Consider the following 18,654-nt stretch of genomic DNA (forward strand, 5'->3'; position numbering starts at 1 on the left):
CGAAGTGTCCCATACTTTTGGCTTTGGCGATGAGCTGATGGGGGATTCCTGCCGCGAGACGTTAACGCACCAACTGGCAACCGCCGCCGCCGGAAGGCGACGTGACGGTCACCGCGGCTGCATTATTGGTCGCGACCTCGTCGATGGCCTGCCCGGCGACGGCGACCGTGGCGGTGTTGGTCACGTCGCCCGCGTCGATCAGGGAGACCACGATCGTGATTTCAGCGCTGTCGCCGTCGGCCATCGTCCCCAGGTTGACCGCGATCTTGCCGCCTTTCCTTTCGAAAAAATCCTCCAAATAGAGCCTCGTAGTCGTGAATGGTTTGGTGTTGTGAAATGTCGGAGATGGATCGGAAACCGTTTCCTAGAGAAAACGGAAAAGGTCGAGGAGACTTGCCATCACGACCTTTTGTTGATTCCCTCGAAGCCGCCATCAAAAGGGAGGACAATATGGGAGACGAAACGAAGGTGACGGCCAATCTGTTAAATCATTTCTGTGCTTATACTTCGCTGGACGACGGCGTCCGATGCAGGGAATTCACCAAGACTCTCAGAGAGGTCTCCGAGGGTGCAGGGTTGTCTTGCCGAACCACCGAGCTTTATCGGATGTTTTTGTTGATCTGTCACGGGTCGCTCCGGACAAAGAGCGTTCCAGTGGGCGATCGGCATGAGAGATCCCGAGAAGAAACACGCCGCTTCAAACCGGAGCGCTCACCGGAGAGAATTAGGCGACCTATCGCAAAGAGTCCTGAAGAAGGACTCTTAATCGAAGATCCAATACCGACCGAGATTGAGTAGGAATTGTTCTTTTATCGCGCCAATTGAAGAGGGCGATGGGGGATGGCGGGAGCGGTCTTCGTAGGGGCCAAGAAGGGGAGGCTCGCCGGCTCGGGTTCCCCGCCGCCGAGACCCGAGAGTTGCGGCTGGTCGAAGTTTTCCGCCGCTCCCTTCACGGAATCCGTGGGGGTTTCGGAAGGCTTGACGGAGTGCTCTCCGACCTCATAGGTCATTGGAGCGTCTTCCCCCCAGGTTCCTTCGGTAGGGGCCACCAGCGCCGGGGAATCGACCGAATCTTCAGGGCCGGTGCCGGACTCCGGACATTTCGGAGAAAGCCCCGGCACCTCGAAGCAGGCGGTGACCGGCTCTCCGTTGATCTTCAAGACTCCGGAGACGATGTTGCCGCCGCCGTCGACGATCGTGGAGACTTCCGCATCTTCTCCATCCTCAAAGCCGGCCTCGAGATTCAAGGCCATCCCTTCCCGCCGGTACGGGACCGCCACGGACTCGGCGTCCGCTCCCGAGGAGGTGCGCGCGACGACCGCGGTCGATTCGTCCACAAAGGAGATATCATAGACCGCCGCGGACGTGACGACCCGGATGGATTTGACGTCGATGTCCGGATTGCCCGCCTCGATGCCCGGACTCGGCCGGGTGTTGCAACTGGCGGCCGCAAAAAGGGAGAGCCCCAGAAGGGCGATTGCGATGCGGCTTTTCATGCGGCCTCCCCGAGTTTGCTGAGTTTGAAGAGTTGGAGATTGATGTGTCCGACGAAATTCTTTGGCCTTCCGTCCTCCTGTTCGAGGAGGGAATGCAGCTTCTTGCGGAATTTTTGGATCTCTTCCTTCGCTTTCTGAAATCCGTCCTCCGACATGACGACGGTCAAGGCGGAGAATTCCCGGTCGTGGACCTTTTCCCGCAGGACCGTCCGCGCGGCGAGCTCGCTCATCTGGACGTGAAAGTTGGTGACCGAAAGCGACTTCACCTCGTCCGGCGTCGTCAGCATGAACTCCTTCCGCCGGAGACCCTCCCGTGGGTCCTCTTCGATGAGGTCCAGGGCCGTGAGGTCGGCGATCGCTTTTTTAAGATCGCGAAGCCCGATCTCAGGATGGATGCGGGCCTGAATCCATTCCAGTCCCTTGGGGCCGTCCGAAGGCACGCGGATCAATTCGAGAATGGCGACGTAATACCAGTGCGAAAACAGGGAGAACTGCGCGGCGGTAACGGGCTTGGCGGCGAGGAAGCGCTTGTTCTGGGTCAGTTCGCGGAACCAGCGGTTCTTTTCCGCGCTGGTCGCGGCCTGGTTGAACTTGACGAGGCACTCGAAGTACCTCCGCTCTGGCTCGCTCAGGCGGAAGCCCTGGGCGATCATCCGGATGCCTTTGTCCGCGAGGTTCCTCTTCCCGTCTATGACGAGCTTGAGGAACCCGGACGACTTCACCCCCGCCAGCCGGTTGAATGAGCGGTAGGAGAAGAGCGGGTTCTTCCGTTTCATCTCCGCGAATCGGTCGCGCAGAAACGCCCGGTAGCCGGTGTAGTCGTAGATCGAGTTCATCGCCTCGGTTCCCATGAAACGGAGCAGACGCCGCTTCAAGGATGTTTTCGGCGGAGAACGAGAGAACGTTGCTTATCAAAATCAAAAATAGACTGTTTCAAATAATAAACATAAATATGAACTCGACCACTTATTTGATATTATTAAATTTTCATAAAATCTAGCCGATGATCCCGTCTTGCTCCTCCTCGGTGCCGTGCTGTTTTCTCGGGAAAACATTTTGAATTCCCGTGATCCGAATTGGGGATGCTTTCTTATCCTCCGCTGCGAGACTTTCTCCGTCAGCACGCAGGGACGAGCCATGGGCGACACCATCGTATCCGTCATCCCCGACGAAATCAGCGCCCTGCTACTCCTGGGGGGACGGCGAGCCTCCGCGGGACGAATTCCAATGCGAAGAGGACCGGGTGGCCAAGGCGTCGAGTAGGGTAGGGCGCCGAGGAAAGCGCGGGAACAAGACTGGGAACGACGGGCATAGGACCTCCTTTGAAAATGACGGGCTATTTCGATTCCTTCAAGCGGGGTTGGAAAACTGGGCTTGCGATCTTGTGTCGGGCGTGCCGGGGGAGCTCCCAGGCGAGGCCCGCCGACGTGCAGACGGCAAAGACGGCGACGCCCGCACCCAGCAAGCCCGAAGCGCCCATGACCAGGTCCCAGAAGGCTAAGACCGCGAAAAAATTGGCGCCGATGCCCATGCCGGTCAACACGGGCGGGGGTGGCGGGCGAAGGATCTCCTTGCGGAGTATCAAGCTGTTCGCCGAGAAGGAATTATCCGCCCGAACGAGGGCGGTCGAAATCGCGGTCCCGTCGGGGAGGCACGGGAGAGCCGTTTCCTGAGGCGGCGCGGCTTGCGGCAACAGGGGAATGCGCGGAAATGCCGGAGGAGGGATGACCATGATTCCGTGGTTTTGAAAAGTTCAAGGGTGGCCGCTATCGTCTTCCAGGCGTACAGGTGTCCCTCGTATTTCTTCCGGGCCGCGCCGCTTCGGCTTCGGCAATCGCGAAACCACCGATCATTCCTCCGATCTCGTTCCTGATCTTGGCGAGGTCCCGGTCCGACCCTCGGAGGTCGCGTTCCCACTTCATGGAGGAGACCAGAGTTCCGTAGCGGCAAGGCAGCGTCAGAAGCGTGGCGAATATCAGGATGTCGATCACCCCGGCGGGTCCGAGGGCGGCGCCCAACGCCAAGCCGGACAGTTGAAGGACGTTCGGGACGCGCCTCTCCCACTCCCACTTTTGAACGGGCAGATCGACGCCGCGTTCCCGGGAAAGGACGGTGAGGCTTCTCACAGAGGAAAGATCCAGTCGTTCGCCTTCTTCCGAGGCGCCTCCCGCGAAAGAGTCCGGCTCGCGGCGGATCGAGCATAACGACCCCGGGCCGGAAAGCGGAACACCGTCCAGCGCGGAATCGAAAGCGAAGCGCGGGGGAGCGGAGTCGAGCGGCGGCGGAAATGCTGGCGCGAGCAGTGGGGACGGGGACATGATGGTCATAATAATCTCTGTCGTTTCTTATCGCCGCGAAGGAACGATAGGTGCGGGGGGAAGACACCGGTGGGGCGGAAATCATTTTCTTTTGAAAAGGAGACTTTAGGGGAGATTCCGGTAGACGTCCTTCCGATGTCCGATCTTGATGACGAGGATCAGGAGGACGGCGCCGCGCACTTCGTAGACGATCCGGTAGTCTCCCACGCGCACCCGGTAGAGGGACTCCGCGCCTTTCAGTTTTTTGAATCTCAATAGTTCTGAAAAGGGATTGGTGGAGAGGAGTTGAAGGGCCTCGAGGACGCGGGGCTGGATTTTCGCGGGGAGCCCGTCGAACTCCTTCCTCGCGCTCTTGACGAACTCGATGCGGTAGGACGGCATCAGGACTTGCGGCTCTTCCTTCGGGCGGAGAGGATGTCCTCCAGCGGGACCGTCTCCTCGGACTTCCGCTGGCGGTAGGCCTCAAGATCCATTTCATCCTCGATCTGCTCGATCAGCGCCTGCTCGACCAAGTGGCGGAGCTTAAGCCCCCTCCGCCGGCAGAACTCCACCGCGGCCTTCTTGACCTGGGCGTCGATATCCGTGGAGAGGGTGACGGTTTCGCCCATGACTTTATAATCCAAGATTTACCAAGGAAAAACAAGTCTATTCCCGGTTCCTGACCAGTTTTCGGATCCAACCCGCCAACAGAAGCAGGACGAAGACGAGAATCGAGTGCGATGCTTCGGGGCGTCGGGGTTTCAGGGCGTCCCATGCGACGATGACCTTGTCGGGGGCCGGAGGCGAATGCCGGGCAATTTCCCCGGAGGCGGCTCTTGGCGTCCAGTTGGGCGGCGGCGGGGCGTCTTGCGTTTTGACCGTGCGGTCGGCGTCGGGATTCGCGATGGCTTGGGGGATCGCCTCGACGGAGCGCAGCTGAATGACGGGTACCGCCTTCGGATGAAACCCGGCCATCCCCGGCGCTTGATGCCGGATCGTCTCGGCTTCCGCGAGGGGTATGGGGCCGGTGATCCTCACCGTCTCCGCGTCCGAAATGGGACTCGCCGGAACCGGCGGACTGGCCGGATTCAGAATATCATTCACATGTTTTCGAATCTCGTCCGGCCTGGGCCTCTCCTTCGGTTTCTTGGCCAGCATTTTCAGGACCAGGTCCTGCAGGACGGGAGACCGGCATTCGGTCATCGGCCTCGGAATGCCGTGAAAGTGCCAGGCGACGAAATCCTCCGGCTCGCTCAAATGGTCCGGGAAGGGATAACGTCCCTCGATCATCAGGTAGGTCATGACGCCCAAGGCGTAGACGTCCGACGCGAGTCCCGGCCTGCCCAAACATTGCTCCGGCGCGATATAACGGAACGTCCCGACGGCGATTCCGGCCTCGGTCAGTTTTTTTCTCGGGCCGATTCCCTTTTCGTCCGCGTCAAAGGCGCGGGCGATGCCGAAATCCATGACCTTCAGCCTCCAGGGATCTTCGCCGCGGATAAAGATGTTTTCCGGCTTGATGTCGCGATGCACCAAAGCGCGCGATTGCGCATAGACCAAGGCGCCGCAGATTTGAGACACGATCGCGGCGGTTTCCTCGGCCGCGAGCCGGCCGTAGGGCCGGCCGCCCAAGACCTCGTCCAAGGTCCTCCCCGTGAGCAGTTCCATGACGATGAAGGGGCCGAATCTTACGTCGCAGCCGTGATCCAGGGTCCGGACGATGTGGGGGTGGTCGAGGCCTTCTGCGACTGCGATCTCCCTTTCGAAACGCGCGGCCATCTTTTCGGAGCGGTCGATCAAGAGCTTGATGGCCACGGGCGGATGGTCCGCCGCCAGGCGATGGCCGCGGTAGACGGCGCCCATGCCGCCCTCGGCGATCCTGGTAATGCCTTGATAGCGATGTCCGGAATGAGCGGGTCCGAGGACGAAGGGAAAGGCCGGCAACATGACTGAGGTGATGGGCATAGTGATTCAGCGGGCGCAGCGGAAGGCGTAGGCGGCCGGCTCGTCGCCTTTGAAGGCCTCGAATGTATGATAGCCCCCGTAAACGAGACCCCCTTCGACCCACTGCGGGAGGTGGGCGACGGAGCGGGCGCCCGCAGGACCCACGTAGGCGAGACAACCGAGCGTGAGCTGCGATCCTAAGCACGGCGACTCCCGCGTCCCCCAGGGCGTGACGCGCCCGTCGGTGCCCCGGGCGATGCGCTCGAACTCATCGGGCGTCGGCAGGCGTTTGCCGAGCTTCGCGCAATAAGCTTGGGCCTTCTCATAGGTGACGATGGCCAGTCCCTCGATATACCGGTTGGCCTCCGGATCGGCGAATTGGGGGGGCAATAGGCGGTCCGGCATCCCATACTCGCCGCGCGTGACGAGATTGCGGTCGATGTAAAACGCGTCGAGGGCGATGGAAGAGCGGCGGTCGCGAAAGGACCGGTCGCAACCGGGCTCGACCTTGGCCGTGTTGCAGTCCGCTCCTGCGATGAATGTACCGGCCGGCACAAAAACTTCGCGCAATTCCGATGCCGGCGCCGCCGGTCCGCCGCAGCCGAATTCGGCGGCGAGACCCGTCAAGAAGGCCGATGAGGCGAACGTGGCGAGTCTCATGGTTCGCCCCACTTCCTCGGTAGGTGGTCGGTCTTCACTTGCAACCCCAATTCGCCGAGCACTGTGGTCCTCAATAATCGCTCCCGCAGCGCGATCGCCCCCAATCTCTGCCTTTCGGGAGATGGCCGTCCGGTATAGCCGCCCATTCGCGAGAGCCAGTCGGACTCCCGGCCCGCCGGCGCCGTGTCGTCCTCGAAGACGACGTCGTCCCCGTCGAAGACGACGACGGCCTTGAGGACGGCCAGACGCGGGTCTTTAAAATGCACGCGGAGGATGACGCCCTTTTGCAGAAGCCGGCCGAGTTCGGTCGTGCTCAAACTCTCGGCCGTCGCGGGCGTGACGCCGTTCATCCTCGCGCGGGTGATCTTGGCGGACTCCAGCGGGTTGAAGGAGTCGAGGGTGATTTCCAGATCGAGGAGGCCATCGTAACGGGGCAAAGGGTCGTGCTCCCTCGGCAGGTTCAAGGCGCTTCGGAGATCGACTTCGCCCGAGGCGAGCGAGCCCAGATCGGTTTGGGCGAGGAAGCGCATCCAAGCGAAGCGCGACGCGTCCGCCTGTTCCTGAACGGCCGTAGCGGAGGTGGTCCGGAGCGTTTCGGCGATCGCGTTCATGGCGTCGGCGGCCTCCTCCGGGTGCTCGCTTCGGAGCAATGGCCGGAGCGCAATCAGGGCGCGGACCAGCGCCTCGCGCCGTTCGTCACGCGAGTTGACCAAGGCATTCTGTTGGAGGGCGAAGAAACGAATGCGCGGCTGGTCGGCGTCCTCCGTGCCGGGCCGTGTGGGTCCTTGAAACAGCGCGTCCCGAACCGAATGACCCGCGCTTCGGATGCCGCCTTTGATCATGTCGCCCACAAGCGCCCCCACAGCCGTTGTTTTTTCGTTCCGGCTGAGAAGCAGTTTGGCCACTTGGGCCGCCTGTCCGGACAGCCCGTAGGTCGCCATGTCCAGGGCGTACATCGCGAGGTCGAAGAGTAGGGTCGAACTCGCATTCGGAAGCTTTTTTCGGAACGCCTCGGCTTCCTCCGCCGCCACGCCGATACCGATCTCGCGCCGCTCATTGAAATATTCGAGGGCGTTCTTCGCTCGCAGGAAGGCGTTGTCGAGTTTGTTCAAGGCGTTCTGCGGGTACGGCCTGGCGATCTCTTGATCGGCGTCGATCCGTGCGAGGACCTCGGTGGCCCGCGCGGCATCGGCCTTTTTCGTTTTGGCTTCCTCTTCTTCCTTCAAGCGCCTGGCCGCGACGACGGAGGGAGGGTCCTCGCCGTGGACGTAGGCCGCTCCCCGGATCGGGATTTCGACCGTCTTGTGCGCCCAGCCCGTGTAGGGCTCCCACGTCGCATTGACGGTCAGTTTCGCGTTCAACGGCCCGCTTTTGGCCGGTTGGTAGACGAGGGGAATCGGGATGCCGGGGTCTTCGCGGCTCGGCCGCAGGCGATTGGAACTCCTATGGCCCAACTGAATTTCATGACTGCCCGCGAGCAGCGCATCGACATAGGCGCTGCCGGTTCCGTGAAGATTGTAGACGTGAACGTTATGACGGTTAACCTCGCCGACGGGAATTTCACCGAAATCGACTTCGGAAGGCGCGGCCAGGCGGACGTCTTCGACCGCCGGAGCCGCGGCCGCCTGAGAATTCTGCCGAGCGCCGGTTTCGAGATGCAGGCCGAAGGGGTCGTCATGCGCAGCGGTGGTTTGCGCAGGGGATGCCGGTTCGGTCAGGTAGTTGCCGCTCGGGACCTCGCCGGATCCGGGGATGCGCGAGGTCAGCGTGACCTTTCCGGGGGCGATCCGCCGTTCGCTTTGTCTCTCGCTCGGCGTTCCGCTTCCGGCCAATTCGGATCTGTAGTCCTTGACGCACAACGCGTTCCCGTCCGGAGGAGGAAGGGGATCGAAGGCCTGAGTGAAAACGCGCGATAGAGGAAAGTTCGATAAAATCATGGGATGGTTTTTTGTCCTTTGCCGCATCCATCGCATGATCCGCGCGGGAGGTTGCAGGAATGTGAAGGACGGCGGGAGAAATCATTTTCTTTTGAAAATGCTTTATGAGCGAACCCATTCATTCTAAAAGATCAATCTTCTAGGAGGTCCCTCATGAAAAAAGGACTCTTGCTGCTCGCGATCGTTCTCTTTCTGGGGGGCGGCGTCTGCGTCGCCTACGCCCTGGACCGATTCTCGTCCGCGGCCGATTACCGGCGGATGGTCGACCGGTCGATGGCCTCGATGCAGGACACGAACGACATGAAGGCCCTCGAGGACATCAAGTTCCGGATGGACTTGGACCTCGACATGCTGAGCAACGCCAAGCAATCGGGGATGATGGGGGCGGGAGGAGCGATAGTCCTCCTGGCCGGGAGCGTCGTCCTTTTCCTGAAAAGCCGTCGCCCGAAGACGGCGTGAGACCGAGACTCATTTGAGCGTTCTCAACACTTGGTGCGTGATCCCGAGCGAGGCGACCGCGGCGAGCGATTCTTTGAATTGTGCCCAGGTCGTTACCCCTCCCTCGCCGGTCCCTCGCAGCGAGCAATACCGGGGCAGGAGGATGTTGAACTCGCCCGGGAAATGCCCGTCCACCAGGTTTTGCGTCCAACTCAGTTTCTCGCCGTAGAACAACGGTAAAAACGCCTTCATCGTCGCGGGAATCGCGCAAGTCGGAACGTAGATGCAGAGACGGTACCAAAAGTCGCCGCGGTGGTCGCTCATCGTGAACTTGGCCGATATATGGTGCCCGTCGGCGACGAGGCGCGCGAGGGCACGGGCCGTCAAGGCCAGATGCGTGGAGGCTTCGTCGCAGGGCAATTCGATGTTCAGGCGGGCGGCCGAGACGGGCATGGGTAGCTGCCAGATCCCTTCCCGTATCCACCGGGCGATATGAACGGCATTCCGAAACGCATGGCCCCCGTCGAGCGCGACGGCCGGTCGGTAGAGTTCGTCCCAGGTCGCCATACGAGGCGTCAGCCCGGAATCACCCTTGCGCTTTCTTTCCTCATCATGCTCGATGATCTCGTCCGCAGTCTTGAGTAGAATGGAGTGGATGGCCGGGCCGATGCTCTCGATATCCGCGGACCCCCAAGGCAGGTCGGGGCGGCCACCGAGGTAGGAACCAACCATCTGGAGCGATCGGAACCCCTCGTCGTCGAATGGCCGGAGGTCGTCGGCGATGACCAATTTGCGATGTTGATCCAGACGCACCCGGCGGCTCTTTTCGATGTATCCTCTTAAGTCCCGGTCCAGGACCTCCTGGCAGGAGAGAGACAGGGCGAAGAGGCTCGCAAAATCGTCCTTTCTCTTGAGCTCCAAGGCGCGGTCCTTCAAGTCATCGGGATTGAGACGATCCCTTTTGAACGCGAGCCACGCCTCCCGGAACGCCGCCGTGGGCCACAATCCGCGGCCGCCGTCCCGAAGGACCGCCCATCCCGTCGCCCGCAAGGTGGCGTCGAGGCCGTGGTTTCTTTCCAGCTTCACCAATGCCGTTTCGATCGGTTTCGACTCGCCCGTCCCGCTGCCCAGGTCCTTGAGGGCCTCGGTTAGTTCCGTCCGGATTCCGTTTTGTGCGAGCCCGCGATCGCTCTCGTTCCAAATATGGCAGATCGACCGTCCGGCCGGGCTCGCGGTATCGGAACCAGGCGGCTCGGCGATGATTCCGTGTTCCGAGAAGTGGAGGGCGCCGGCCACGGCATACGAGGGAATGATCGGTCTGAAAGAGGTCATATCTTGAACCGACCCAGGTCAATTCTCCTGGACCATCATGATGCTGTCCGGGAGTGTCCCCTCCGGTTGGGCGTACTCAGGCCTGGAAGGCGTGGGAGGCGGGTCCTCCAGATCCGGCTCGCCGATCCGGTCGCCGCCCGGGACTTCCTGATCGCCCGCGTCCGCGGTGGTCTCCTCCTCGGGTTCCTTGTCGACCGACCCCGGAGTCGAGGGGTCGTCGCCGGAGGACGGATCGTCGGAAGGCGGGGGCTGATAGGAGCCGCCGTTCGGGAAATCAAAGTCGGGGCTCACTCCGGGCGTGCCCGGGACCGACGTTCCCTCCTCATCGGGATTGCCGACCACGACGCCGGGATAGGTCTCGGCCAGGCAGCCGGCGAGAAGAGCGAGGATCAGGATGGGGGCGATGCGCAGGACGCTCATGACAGGGTTTCCTTTTCGCTCAGGCGGAAGAGCTGCAGATTGAAGTGGCCGACAAAATCCTTGGGGTCCTCGTTCTCCTGTTCGAGAATGGAATGCAGGTGGTCCCGGAACTTGCGGATCTCCTCACGCGCCCTTTGAAAGGCCTTTTCGGAGGTCACGACCGTGAGCGTGGTGAATTCCCGCTCGCGGGCCTTCTGCTCCGCCACCGCCTTGGCGGCGAGCTGGCTCATCTGGGCATGGAAATTCACGGCCGAAAGCGAGCGCACGGCGTCCTCTGTCGCGAGCATTGCCTCGCTCCTGACGAGTCCCTCCTCCTTGTCGTGCGCCAGGAGATCGAGCCGGACGAGCTCCGCAACCGCCGCCTTGACCTCCTTCAATTCCACCTCGGGACGGAGTCTTTTCTGAATCCAGCAGGCGTCCTTGGGAAGGTCCGATGGGATCCGGACAAGCTCCAGGATCGCGACATAATACCAATGTGAGAGCAGGCGGTACTGGGCCGCGGCCAAGGGTTTGGCCGCGAGCCAGCGTTTGTTCTTGGCGAGTTCGCGGAAATACCGGTCTTTTTCCTCGTGGATCTTGGCCTGGTTGAATTTGACGAGGCACTCGAAATATTTCCGCTCCGGCTCGGAGAGGCGGAAGCCGCGGGCGATCATCCCGATGCCTTCGTCGGAGACGTTCCGCTTGCCGTCCATGACGAGCTTCAAGAAGCTGGTCGACCGGGCGCCCGCGAGCCGACTGAACGACTGGTAGGAAAAGAGGGGATTCCTCTTCTTAATCTCCAGGAACCGGTCCTTCAGGAAACCCCGGTAGTCCAGGTAGTCATAGATGGAAGGGTTCGGCGGCATACTTTTCCATTTTCGGCTGAAAATAGAAGAAGTTGCTAATGTATAACTAAATTAATGCGTTATCTAATGATAACATCCTGGAATACTCAATTATTCCTTTTCATTAGAAAATGGATTCTCCGTCCCTTGGTTTGAAAAAGAGCATTGTCCGGGTGAAATTGCCGACAAGGCAATCACAGTACGGAGGTCCTTTATGATCGGCATCATTCACTCGGCGATCGGGGCCGTTTCGGCGGTTCTGGGTTTTGCCGGCGGCATTTATCCCTTGAGATTGAATCAGCGGCCTTCCGAAGCCGTGGCGCCCGCCTTTATGTCCGCGACGCTGTTGGCGTCGATCTGCGGCAGTCTCTCGCACGATCCCGGCTCGGTGAGCCAGCTGGTTGGGGCGGGGATCGGCGCGGGGGCCGCGGCGGCCCTGGGTGTCGGCGCCTACGACCGCGCGGACAACCCGGCCGACCCCCGGGCCAGGACACTTTTCAGCGATGCAGACGTCCTGGGTACGGCAGTCGCCCTCCTCAGCGGCGCCGCCTTGGGTTATTGGAACGGCTCGGTGAATCCCATGGACCTGCTCGCTCGTTGCCTTTTTTAAGGATGAACCACGAGCAGCGGCCTTCGAGCGACCCTCACGACCCGCGACGTGCGGCTGAAATCCATCACGGCGGCCTCCGTTTCCGCCCGGTGGGTTCCCATCAGGATCAGGTCGGCGTCCTGCGACTCGGCCTCGCCCGCGATGGTGTCCGCCAGGTCCGCCCGCTGGGCGACCTCCAAGGTTTGAGTCCTCTTCCAGGGGATCTTTTCCAGCAACGCGTGGCGGCCTTCGACTTGACCGGAGGGTTCCTGTCCCTTCCGGGCGACATGGAGGAGAAAGAGGTCGGCGCCGAAGTCCCGGGCGAAGATGAGGGCCTGGGAGGCCGCCCGCCAGGCCTGCGGGGTATCGTCCATGGGCACCAAGATGCGTTCCAGTTTTCCGCGGAGCGATCCTGTGGGGCCGGCACGGCTGATCCAAACCGGCGAGGCCGACTCCTTGACGAGCTGTTCCGAAATGCTGGGGTGGTGAATCCTGTCCTGGAGGGGGCGGGCCTGGGTGCCCACCGCGATCATGTCGCAGCCCTCGCGGATCGCGGTTTCGAGGAGAATCTTGGTCACGGGTCCGCGGGCCACGGTGCTGCTGATCGTCTTGCACCCATAATGATCCGCCAGAAACCCGGCGTCGCGGGCGGCGGCCGCCGAGGCCTCCGAGCCGTCGTCGGCGACGAGGATCTTTTCGGGCCTCGCTTCGATGCCGTCGATGCCGTGAGAGGGCCTTTGCCAGAGCGGGGAGAGATGAAAAGGATTCAGGAGGGCGCCCTGAAGGATCTGCTCCGTCTCCATCCCCAAGGCGGGAAGCGGCTTGGCCGGCTGGATTTCGCCCAAGCGGGTGACGGTGGACGTCGTGAGGTCCTCCGGCAGCCCGGAATACCGCCATAGGCGGTAGATGAAGGGAAACATGACCACGAGGGATCCTTTGCCTACGCCCCCAGATAACGGGCGATGCGGTCGATGCCTTCCCGGATCCTTTCCACCGACGTTGCGTAGGAAAACCGGAGGTAGCCTTCTCCTCCCGAACCGAAATCAATGCCGGGAGTCACGCCCACGTCCGTCTGTTCCAGGAGGTCGAGCGCGAACTTGTACGAATCCTGCGTGAGATGCTTGGCGTTGGCGAAGACGTAGAAGGCCCCGGTGGGCCTGACGGCGACCTTGAATCCCAGCCTCTCGACGCCTTCCAGCATGGCCTTCCGACGCTCGTCGAAGGTCCTTCGGACTTTCTTCAAGTACTCGCCGCCTTCTTGAAGCGCCGCGACGCCCGCCTTCTGTACGAACGAGTTGGCAGAAATGTAGAAATTCTGGTGGAGGATCCGCATCGTCCTGATGAACGGCTTGGGCGCGATGACATAGCCCAGCCGGTAACCGGTCATGGCGTAGGATTTGGAGAAGCCGTTCAAGACGAAGGCCTTGTCGGTGAATTCCAGAATCGAGCGTTCGCGGCCCTCGTAGACCAGGTTGTGGTAGATCTCGTCGGAAATGATCCAGCGGTCCTTGTCCGCAAGATCGGCGATCGCCTTCATGGAGTCTTCCGGCAGAAGGGTTCCCGTCGGATTGGACGGCGAGTTGACGAGGATGGCCTTGGTCTTGGGGCCGATCTTTTTCCGGATCTCCTCCGGCCGGTATTGGAAACCATCCTCCTCATGAACCTTCACGTAGTTGGCCTTGCCTTTGAGATATTCGACGAAGGCCGGGTAGCAGGGGTAGTGCGGGTTGGAGACGATGACGTCGTCGCCGGTCTCCAGGAGCACGGAAAACGTCAGGAGCAGGGCGGGGGAGGTGCCGCCGGTGACGAGGATCTGGTCCGGATCGACGGCGACGCCGTATTTGCGTTGATAGTCCCTTGCGATCGCCTCGCGGAGCTCCGGCAGGCCCTGCGTCGATGTGTACTTGGTAAAATCCTGTTCGAGGGCCGCCACGCAGGCGCGGCGGACGGAGTCGGGAGGTTGCAGGTCCGGCTCGCCCAAGGAGAAGGAGATGGTCGGCCGTCCCGCCGCGCGCCGCTCCTCGAGGCGCTCCAAAATATCCATCGCCAGGAAGGATTTGATTTTTTGGATGTGGCGGGGAATCATAGTGAGCGATCTAAGTATGCCCATCTACGAATATCAATGCCAGAAGTGCAAAAGACACCACGAGGTCGCGCAAAGGATCACCGATGCGCCTCTCACCCGATGCCCCGAATGCAAGGGGACGCTCAAGAAACTGATCTCGCTCGCGGGATTTCAGTTGAAGGGCGGGGGCTGGTACAAGGACGGTTATGCCTCGGCCAAGCCGGAGACCAAATCCGAGTCTAAGGAACCAGCACCACCTTCCCCATCTGCGACCCCTGCTCCAAGTAGTGGTGCGCCTCCGGCGCCTGCGAAAACGGAAACACCCGGTCCAAAACCGGCGAAAGCCTCCCCTCGGAAACGAGCCTCAAAATCTTAAAGAGGCTCGCCTTCGGTCCCATCGTCGATCCCAGGATCTGCTGCTGCTTGATGAAGATGTGTCTCAAGTCGACCTTCACGTCGTAGCCGGTGGTCGCCCCGCAGGTGACGAGCCGCCCGCCGAAGGCCAAGGACCTGAGGCACTTCTCCCAGACGGCGGCGCCCACGTGTTCGAAGACGATATCGACGCCGCGCTTGTCGGTTAGTTTTTTCACTTCTTCGGCAATGTCCTGTTTGCGGTGATTGATGACGTGGTCGGCGCCCAGCTCCTGAATCTTCGGAAATTTTGTCTCGTCGCTCGCCGTCGCGATCACGCGCGCGCCGAAGAGCTTTGCGATCTGCACGCCCGCGGAGCTCACGCCCGAGGCGGCGGCCAGGATGAGGACGGTTTGGCCGGACCGGACCTGGGCGCGATCCACCAGCATCTGCCACGCGGTGAGAAAGGCGAGGGGGATCGCGGCGGCCTCTTCAAAGGAGAGACGCTTTGGCTTGAGCAGGAGATTGCAGGCCGGGACGAGCATGGTTTCGCACTCGGTGCCGTCCCGATGCTCGCCGTAAATCTTGTATTCGCGGCAATAGTGGTCGTTGCCCGACAGGCAGGCCTCGCAGATGTTGCAGCTCGTGGAGGGGGCGATGACAACCTCAGCCCCCTTTTTGAAATTCCGGAGATCGCCGGGGTCTTCTACGACACCGGCTGCTTCGCAGCCTAAAATGATCGGAAGCGGGATCTTCACGCCCGGCATGCCCTTTCGGACCCACAAATCCATGTGATTCATGGCCGCGGCCTTCACGCGCACGAGGGCGTGATCGGGCCGGAGTTCCGGGACGTCGATGTCATCGATTTTGAGGACTTCCGGGCCGCCGTGAGCGTGGATGCGGATGGCCTGCATGCCGTCCGACTACAGAATTTCGGATGAAAAGGCTACCGTCTCGTCGTCATCTCGAAAACCCGGCGTCCGGCGTCGCGGAGGGAGTCGGGCATGTCCTCCGTCCCTCGGCGCTCGTAACCGTCGGCGGGGCGCTCGTAGGCGTGGCGGAGACGTTCGGCGTCGGCGCGGCCGGCGGCCTCGGCGGCTTCCGTGAATTGCCGGACGACGTCGACGACGAGGCTCTCGCGCGGGATTCGCAGGCCGCTGACTTCGGTCGAGGGACATCCCTCGGCGATCCAGCGGTTGCGGGCGATCCGGGCCATGGCGTTCACGTAGGACCGGAAGTGTCCGTGGATCTCGCCGGCGGAGTTCCGGTATTCGGGAAAACGCTCGCGGATGAGTTCCACGAAACGGTCTTCGGTGAAGACGGCCGCTTCCGCCGGCATGGCCACGATGGCCGGATCGGCGACGACCCCGGACGTGGAGACCACGCGCGGGCCGGTCGAAGTGCCGTTGCCCCCGCCGCTCGTATCGGCGACGACGCGCGGGCCGGAGGTGTCGGCGGGCGGCGAATCCACCGAGCTGGAGACGACGCGGGGGGCGCTGTCCGAGCCCGATCGGGCGGGATCGGAGGCGGTGTCGCTCACGAGACGGAGGCCGGAAGGAGGCGGCGCAGACGGAGGCGGCGTCCCTCCCGTCACGTGGAATCGCTGGGCGATATCGGGATAGTTCGCTTGAACGTAGCCGTCGATCATGGCCGTCGTCACGCGCACGGTGGGGGAACCACTGGACGTATGGGCGTCGACGACGCCGTTGAAGATCGCGAAGGCGGTACGCGGAATATGGCCCTCGGAGGCGAGCGGGGAGGCCGAAAGCTCGGCGATCCGCCGGATGGTCGCATCGTTCATTTCGATCGCCAGTCCGCTGCCGCGTCGCGCCTCGATGGTATCCCTGAGAATGACCTCGATGTCGGACGCGGGACGCGCCGGCAGAACCAGGGGTTGGAAGCGGTTCAACAGGGGGCGAAGCTCGAGGTTTTGGTGCACACCGTCCCGCTCGAAGCGTTCCACTTCTTCCCGGAATTCGGGGCTCAAACGCGCCCGGGTCGCGGGGTCGTTGTAGATGCCCGCGATGTAACGGGCCTTGAGGAGCTCGCGGGGGGTCGAGAAACCAACGATCCTCAGCTCGCCGCGGGCCAACTCGCCCTTCCAATGCTCCAGGAGGGACGTCGTGCTTTCCATGCTTCGTCCCGCGGACAGGGCCTCGTGAAATTCGTCGACGAAGAGGACAACTTGCTGGCCGTTTTTCCGCGCCCGCGCGATCTCCCGGGGAATGTCGGTCAGCCTCTCCTCCAACTGTCCGCGGTACATCGTCCCGCCCATCATCCCGTTCGGGGTGACTCGGATGTAGATCGTGTTCGGATTGCGGAGGGACAAGGTCCTCATGACCTCTTCCTTACCCCAGCCCGGAGGGCCCTCGACCAGGACGCTCATGGTGTTGAATCGGGAATTGATCGTGTTTTCGATCTGCTCGGCGACCATCGGGGTCGTTGGATCCGCCACCGGCCGGAATTCTCCGAGACGGGCCTGTTCGGTCATGTTGTTGCCGACCTTCAGCAGGGTGGGGATGCCCCGGTAACGGAAGGGACTGGTCATGTCCCTCCAGAATCGGGCCAGGCCCTCCCCCCGGTCGAAGGGGGCGCGGAGGAGGTTGTAGAGGCCCCGAAAAGGCGCGCTGACGGCGTTGTTGATGGGGCCCGCCTTGTTGGAGGCGAGCATAATGCCGTAAAGCCCGATGCCCGCGCCAATGATCGTCGACCCGATGATTTGCCAGCGCATCTCGGTCCGCATTTGCCGCTGCATTTCCAAACCGTCGCGCGCGAAATCCTCACCGCGGGGCCTGACCGCGCGGAGCGCGGTGACGATGGCCGGACGGCGCGCGGCGGGGATTGGGGAGTCGGATCTTTCGACGAAGGCGATGACTCGGTCGATCGCGGTGACGTCGGCGATGATGTTCACATAGCGGTAATTCGGCAGTCCGGCCGGTTCGATTTGGAGGTGGCCCGGCTGAATCACTCCGCTGTGAAAGATCGCGCTGACATCGCTGTATTCCAGAGGCACCGGGAGCCGGAACAAGGGCGTATTGTTGGCGGGGGTGTTGTTGATGACAGCGTTATCGGAAACATAAATGGCGTTCGGTCCTCCGGCGGTCGCAGGTTCGTCGCGGCACAGGTGAAGCATGCCGTCGACCGGCGCCCGTCCGCCGGACCCTCCGGCGGTGTAGCGCAACCCCCCCGTCGCCGTGAGGATCCGCCGGAGGAGGGGGTCGTCGATGCTGGTGCCGCGAAATTGAGGATTGAGGCTGCGGACTTCCGGAAAGTCGATATAAGAAGAGCTTCCGGTGCCACCCACGACGAGACGGCGGACGCGCGTGTCGTCGCCACCGCAAGCGGGGAGGCCGCCGACAGTGACCCCGCTGTAATAGGAGTCCGCCGTTTCGGGCAATCCCGTCCGTCTCAGCAATCCATCGTCACCAGTCAAGGGAGGCGGCATTTTTGCTCCTAAAAGAATTCAACTCCATTGTGGTTATCGGCCCGCAGACGCGAATGTTGCCAAAAAAGATGCAAACATAGGCAGCCTCATCGTCCCACCCGGGCCTTTGAGTTGTTTCGACCGCCAAAAAATGAAAGAATCCAATACCTTTGGAGAAAAGGGGGGCTCTATGGCGGTTCTGCTGAACCAAGAAGAAATTAAAAAAAGGCTAATCAATACGAATGGTTGGGCGCTTGTTGGAGAGGCGATCCAAAAGGAATTCTCCTTCAAGGGCTTTGCGGAGGCCTTGAGGTTCGTGAACCGGGTCGGGGAGTTGGCGGAGGGGATGGACCATCATCCGGACATGACCCTCCATGCCTATAAAAAGGTGAAGTTGACGCTGACGACGCACGACGCGAGGACGGCGGACGGCCAGAAGGCGAGCGGGCTCACGCGGATTGATTTTGATCTTGCCGATCGCATCGAGAACGCCCTGAGAAAACTTGACGGCTCATAAACGATCTCTTAGATTTGCGTCATTCCGAGGAGGAATTCATGCCTTATGTCATCAATCAGGAGTGTTTGGGGGAACAGTACGCAGATTGTGTCGATGTCTGCCCCGTCAATTGCATCTACCCCGGCGATTACAAGGGCGAGAAATTCATGGTGATAGACCCGGACGTTTGCATCGATTGCGGCGCCTGCTTGCCGGAATGCCCGGTGGAGGCCATCGTCGCCTCGGTCGACGACGCCCCGGAATGGGCGAAGGTGAACGCGGAACTCACGCCCCTCTTCAAGAACAACCCGGCGGTGACGCCCCGGTCGCCGCAAGACCCGCCTAAGAAGAAGCATCCGAATCCCGGTTTGAAGCCATAGG

General features: G+C 61.6%; 21 protein-coding genes and 1 pseudogene. 5 read left to right on the plus strand and 17 right to left on the minus strand.

The features are described 5' to 3' along the window. Nucleotides 1–61 precede the first annotated feature (61 nt). From VLJ37_06555 to VLJ37_06600, 10 genes are all read right to left on the minus strand, one after another. On the minus strand, nucleotides 62–298 hold the full coding sequence (locus VLJ37_06555) for a hypothetical protein (protein HSA59330.1): 237 nt from the start codon (nucleotides 296–298) through the stop codon (nucleotides 62–64). A 511-nt stretch (nucleotides 299–809) separates the two neighbouring features. Further along, on the minus strand, nucleotides 810–1,496 hold the full coding sequence (locus tag VLJ37_06560; protein HSA59331.1) for a hypothetical protein: 687 nt from the start codon (nucleotides 1,494–1,496) through the stop codon (nucleotides 810–812). Then, nucleotides 1,493–2,371, minus strand: coding sequence for a TIGR02147 family protein (locus VLJ37_06565; GenBank protein HSA59332.1), 879 nt, complete (start codon nucleotides 2,369–2,371; stop codon nucleotides 1,493–1,495). Before VLJ37_06565 ends, VLJ37_06560 begins: the two co-directional genes overlap by 4 nt. A 461-nt stretch (nucleotides 2,372–2,832) precedes the next feature. After that, nucleotides 2,833–3,228 (minus strand): hypothetical protein, encoded by a 396-nt coding sequence (locus VLJ37_06570; GenBank protein HSA59333.1) that lies wholly within the window; start codon nucleotides 3,226–3,228, stop codon nucleotides 2,833–2,835. A 34-nt stretch (nucleotides 3,229–3,262) separates the two neighbouring features. Continuing rightward, on the minus strand, nucleotides 3,263–3,814 hold the full coding sequence (locus VLJ37_06575) for a hypothetical protein (GenBank protein ID HSA59334.1): 552 nt from the start codon (nucleotides 3,812–3,814) through the stop codon (nucleotides 3,263–3,265). 105 nt (nucleotides 3,815–3,919) lie between these two features. After that, entirely contained in the window at nucleotides 3,920–4,195 is a 276-nt protein-coding gene (locus VLJ37_06580; protein ID HSA59335.1) for a type II toxin-antitoxin system RelE/ParE family toxin, read from the minus strand. Further along, nucleotides 4,195–4,422, minus strand: coding sequence for a DUF6290 family protein (locus tag VLJ37_06585; protein ID HSA59336.1), 228 nt, complete (start codon nucleotides 4,420–4,422; stop codon nucleotides 4,195–4,197). Before VLJ37_06585 ends, VLJ37_06580 begins: the two co-directional genes overlap by 1 nt. A gap of 37 nt (nucleotides 4,423–4,459) precedes the next feature. Further along, nucleotides 4,460–5,758, minus strand: a complete 1,299-nt coding sequence (locus VLJ37_06590) for a serine/threonine-protein kinase (protein ID HSA59337.1) — start codon at nucleotides 5,756–5,758, stop codon at nucleotides 4,460–4,462. 6 nt (nucleotides 5,759–5,764) lie between these two features. After that, nucleotides 5,765–6,397, minus strand: a complete 633-nt coding sequence (locus tag VLJ37_06595) for an SUMF1/EgtB/PvdO family nonheme iron enzyme (protein HSA59338.1) — start codon at nucleotides 6,395–6,397, stop codon at nucleotides 5,765–5,767. Then, nucleotides 6,394–8,334, minus strand: coding sequence for a hypothetical protein (locus VLJ37_06600; protein ID HSA59339.1), 1,941 nt, complete (start codon nucleotides 8,332–8,334; stop codon nucleotides 6,394–6,396). Before VLJ37_06600 ends, VLJ37_06595 begins: the two co-directional genes overlap by 4 nt. A gap of 153 nt (nucleotides 8,335–8,487) precedes the next feature. On the opposite strand from VLJ37_06600, the gene VLJ37_06605 reads away from it, so the two are divergent. Then, nucleotides 8,488–8,793 carry a hypothetical protein gene (locus tag VLJ37_06605; protein HSA59340.1) on the plus strand — a complete coding sequence of 102 codons (306 nt, stop codon included), beginning with the start codon at nucleotides 8,488–8,490 and terminating at the stop codon, nucleotides 8,791–8,793. Between the two features lie 9 nt (nucleotides 8,794–8,802). Here VLJ37_06605 and VLJ37_06610 read toward each other — a convergent pair whose 3' ends face one another. The 3 genes from VLJ37_06610 to VLJ37_06620 are packed head-to-tail and all read right to left on the minus strand — an operon-like array spanning nucleotide 8,803 to nucleotide 11,369. Continuing rightward, nucleotides 8,803–10,104, minus strand: a complete 1,302-nt coding sequence (locus tag VLJ37_06610) for a hypothetical protein (protein HSA59341.1) — start codon at nucleotides 10,102–10,104, stop codon at nucleotides 8,803–8,805. A gap of 18 nt (nucleotides 10,105–10,122) precedes the next feature. Then, on the minus strand, nucleotides 10,123–10,524 hold the full coding sequence (locus tag VLJ37_06615) for a hypothetical protein (protein HSA59342.1): 402 nt from the start codon (nucleotides 10,522–10,524) through the stop codon (nucleotides 10,123–10,125). Beyond that, a complete protein-coding gene (locus VLJ37_06620; protein HSA59343.1) occupies nucleotides 10,521–11,369 on the minus strand; it encodes a TIGR02147 family protein in 849 nt (282 codons plus the stop codon). Before VLJ37_06620 ends, VLJ37_06615 begins: the two co-directional genes overlap by 4 nt. Before the next feature lie 193 nt (nucleotides 11,370–11,562). Between VLJ37_06620 and VLJ37_06625 the strand changes: the two genes are divergently transcribed. Next, nucleotides 11,563–11,958: a hypothetical protein gene (locus tag VLJ37_06625; GenBank protein ID HSA59344.1), complete on the plus strand. Its 396-nt coding sequence runs from the start codon at nucleotides 11,563–11,565 to the stop codon at nucleotides 11,956–11,958. Here VLJ37_06625 and VLJ37_06630 read toward each other — a convergent pair. Continuing rightward, nucleotides 11,955–12,857, minus strand: coding sequence for a universal stress protein (locus VLJ37_06630; GenBank protein ID HSA59345.1), 903 nt, complete (start codon nucleotides 12,855–12,857; stop codon nucleotides 11,955–11,957). The two genes, VLJ37_06625 and VLJ37_06630, sit on opposite strands and share 4 nt — an antisense overlap. Nucleotides 12,858–12,877: 20 nt before the next feature. Further along, a complete protein-coding gene (locus VLJ37_06635) occupies nucleotides 12,878–14,023 on the minus strand; it encodes a pyridoxal phosphate-dependent aminotransferase (GenBank protein HSA59346.1) in 1,146 nt (381 codons plus the stop codon). Nucleotides 14,024–14,039: 16 nt separating this feature from the next. Between VLJ37_06635 and VLJ37_06640 the strand changes: the two are divergent. Then, a pseudogene (locus tag VLJ37_06640) lies at nucleotides 14,040–14,132 on the plus strand (FmdB family zinc ribbon protein). A 109-nt stretch (nucleotides 14,133–14,241) separates the two neighbouring features. On the opposite strand, the gene VLJ37_06645 reads toward VLJ37_06640, so the two are convergent. After that, a complete protein-coding gene (locus VLJ37_06645) occupies nucleotides 14,242–15,267 on the minus strand; it encodes a zinc-binding dehydrogenase (protein HSA59347.1) in 1,026 nt (341 codons plus the stop codon). 32 nt (nucleotides 15,268–15,299) lie between these two features. Continuing rightward, nucleotides 15,300–17,798, minus strand: a complete 2,499-nt coding sequence (locus tag VLJ37_06650; GenBank protein ID HSA59348.1) for a hypothetical protein — start codon at nucleotides 17,796–17,798, stop codon at nucleotides 15,300–15,302. 169 nt (nucleotides 17,799–17,967) lie between these two features. Between VLJ37_06650 and VLJ37_06655 the strand changes: the two genes are divergently transcribed. Next, complete coding sequence (locus VLJ37_06655; protein ID HSA59349.1) at nucleotides 17,968–18,294, plus strand: 4a-hydroxytetrahydrobiopterin dehydratase; 327 nt, start codon at nucleotides 17,968–17,970, stop codon at nucleotides 18,292–18,294. Nucleotides 18,295–18,332: 38 nt separating this feature from the next. Next, on the plus strand, nucleotides 18,333–18,653 hold the full coding sequence (locus tag VLJ37_06660; GenBank protein ID HSA59350.1) for a ferredoxin family protein: 321 nt from the start codon (nucleotides 18,333–18,335) through the stop codon (nucleotides 18,651–18,653). Nucleotide 18,654 lies beyond the last annotated feature (1 nt).

The sequence above is a fragment of the bacterium genome (assembly GCA_035454885.1).
In the GTDB taxonomy this organism is placed as follows: domain Bacteria; phylum UBA10199; class UBA10199; order JACPAL01.